This window comes from Nonomuraea sp. NPDC003201 (genome assembly GCF_053590415.1).
In genome coordinates, this window is the sequence record NZ_JBSFTC010000662.1 from 1 (window position 1) to 2,334 (window position 2,334).

The 2,334-nt window shown below is 73.0% G+C and carries 3 protein-coding genes; all 3 read right to left on the reverse strand.

The features are described 5' to 3' along the window. The coding region (locus ACWDX9_RS62455; RefSeq protein ID WP_449973308.1) for a hypothetical protein at positions 1-198 on the reverse strand (198 nt) is incomplete at its 3' end. Then, complete coding sequence (locus ACWDX9_RS62460; protein WP_449973309.1) at positions 198-782, reverse strand: RNA polymerase sigma factor; 585 nt, start codon at positions 780-782, stop codon at positions 198-200. The genes ACWDX9_RS62460 and ACWDX9_RS62455, both read right to left, overlap by 1 nt. Before the next feature lie 68 nt (positions 783-850). Further along, entirely contained in the window at positions 851-2,221 is a 1,371-nt protein-coding gene (locus ACWDX9_RS62465) for a helix-turn-helix transcriptional regulator (protein ID WP_449973310.1), read from the reverse strand. Between the last annotated feature and the right edge of the window lie 113 nt (positions 2,222-2,334).

Sequence of the window (2,334 nt, forward strand, 5' to 3'; positions counted from 1 at the left end):
GAGCGTCACCGCCATCGCGCCGACCAGGATCACGCGCCGGGCCGGCAGCGCGGTGGCCCGCCTGCGGCGCAAACGGCCGATCTGGGACGCCTGTGCCTGCCGGGCCTGCCGGAGGAAGCGGTCCCGCCCCGCCGCGGCGGCCCGCGGCGTGGGGTCCGGCTCCGCGAACACGGCCTCGACCAGCTTGAGCTCGTCCATCACCACTCCTTCATCGGGTTGACGTCGCCCAGGGCGGTACGCAGCTTCTTCCTCGCCCTGTTGATCCGGGACCCGACGGTCCCGACCGGTATGTCCAGCGCCGTGGCGATCTCCTCGTAGCCGAGCCCGCCGAACACGAGCAGGAACACCGCGTCGCGATCGCCCTTCGCGAGCCCTTTCAGCCCGCGTACCAGCTCCGGCCTGCTGGCCTCCGCCGCGAGCTGCGAGGTCACCCGGTCCTCGTGCCCGTCGGCGGAGTCCTCGGCCGGGACCTTGCTGAGGGCGTTCAGGCGGCGGCCTTCTCTGCGGCGGTGCCGGGCCACGACGTTCGTCGCGATGCCGTACAACCACGCCCGCACGGTGCCTCGGTCGGAGTCGAAACCGCCTCTGCCGTTGAACGCGATCAGGAAGGCGTCCGCGACCATGTCCTCGACATGTTCGCTGCCGAGCCGGGCGGCCAGATATCGGTAGAGCTCATGGAAATAGCGGTCGTACAGGAGGGCGAAAAGGTCAGGGTTGTCCATCGACCGCTCGACCACGGTGACGTCTTCCATCACGTCACTGGCGTCAGGTGGTGCAGCCATGGCGTCCTTTCGGAGGGAACTGTCACCCCGGAGTTCGCCGCTCAGCCGTTTTTCTTCACGGCCATGTTTCAGCCCAGGTCGAGGCGGGCGAGTTCGGTGCGGGTGGTGACGCCGAGCTTGGGGAAGGCGCGGTAGAGGTGGTGGCTGACGGTCTTGGGGCTGAGGAACAGCTGGGCGGCGATCTCCCGGTTGGTGACACCCGTGGCGGCCAGGCGTACCACCTGGAGTTCCTGGGGTGAGAGCGAGGCGGCCAGGTCGGGGGCGCCCTGGGCGACGGTCTCGCCCGCCGCCCGCAGCTCGGCGCGTGCCCGCTCGGCCCACGGCGCGGCGCCGACGCGTTCGAACGTCTCCAGCGCGGAGCGCAGGCGGGTCCTGGACTCGTTCTTGCGGCGGGCGCGGCGCAGCCACTCGCCGTAGAGCAGGTCAGTGCGGGCCCGTTCGTACGGCCGGTTCGCGTCGGCGTGTGCCCGTGCGGCCTGCTCCCAATGCCGCTCCGCCGCCGCGTCGTCGGTGGCGAGCAGGGCCCGGCAGCGGTGCAGGACGGCCTCCGCCCACGGATGGCGGGCGGCGGCGGCCCAGGACTCGAAGCGGGCCAGCGGTTGCGCGGCGCGGGCGGGCAGGCCCAGCCGTACGGCGGCCTCGATCTGGTCGGGAGCGAAGTAGACGGGCATGATCTGGTGCCGGAGCGGCCCGCGGGCGGCGGCGTCGAAGCGTTCCAGCGCGGCCTCGAAGCGGCCCTGGCCGAGGTCCAGCAGGCCGAGCGCCCACTCGGCCCAGCCCACGATCGTCGCCACCGGATGGGCGCTGACGTGCGCGATCGTGCGCTCGGCGAGCTCCCGGCAGTCCTGCTCCCGGCCCTGGACGGCGGCCACCATGGCCATGACGCTCTCGAAGTGCGCGATGCGGTGCGTCTGGCCGATGTCGGTGGCGAGCCGGCGCCCCTCGGTCGCGGTCGTGACGGCGTCGCGGAAGCGCCCGAGGTACATCTGGTGGATCGCCAGCACCGCCTGGGCGAGCGGCAGCAGCCCGATCATGCCGTCGGCCCGGCATTCCTCGATCGCCGCATGGGCGATGGCGAGCCCGTTGTCGAAGTCGCCCGAGATCCCGGCCAGCGAGCAGATGCTGATCCGCAGGGCCGTCATGCCGGAGGGGATCGCCGCGGCCAGGTCGATGAGCTCGCGGAACGGCGGCAGCGCCCGGTCCAGGTCGCCGGCCAGGAAGTCGGCCATCGCGTGGGCCGCCCGGACGAACCCGTCGAGCCCGTCCTCCGGCGTCAGCGGCAGGCCGGCCAGCCCCGCCGAGGACTCGGCGACGGCCGCCGGATCGCTCAGGTACCAGGCGTTGCGCACCGCGTCGAGCAGGAGGAGCGCCGCGCCCCTGCGGTCCAGGCCGGCGATGGCGGCGGCGCCGTCGACGAGGATCCGGTGGGCCTCCTGCACCGCGCCCCGGTCGAACGCGGCGCGACATCCGCACCCTTGAGCTGGGCGCCTACCGCAGCCAGATCGGCGCGGTGCCGCAGGCCCCGTTCCTGTTCAGCGGCACGGTCGCCGAC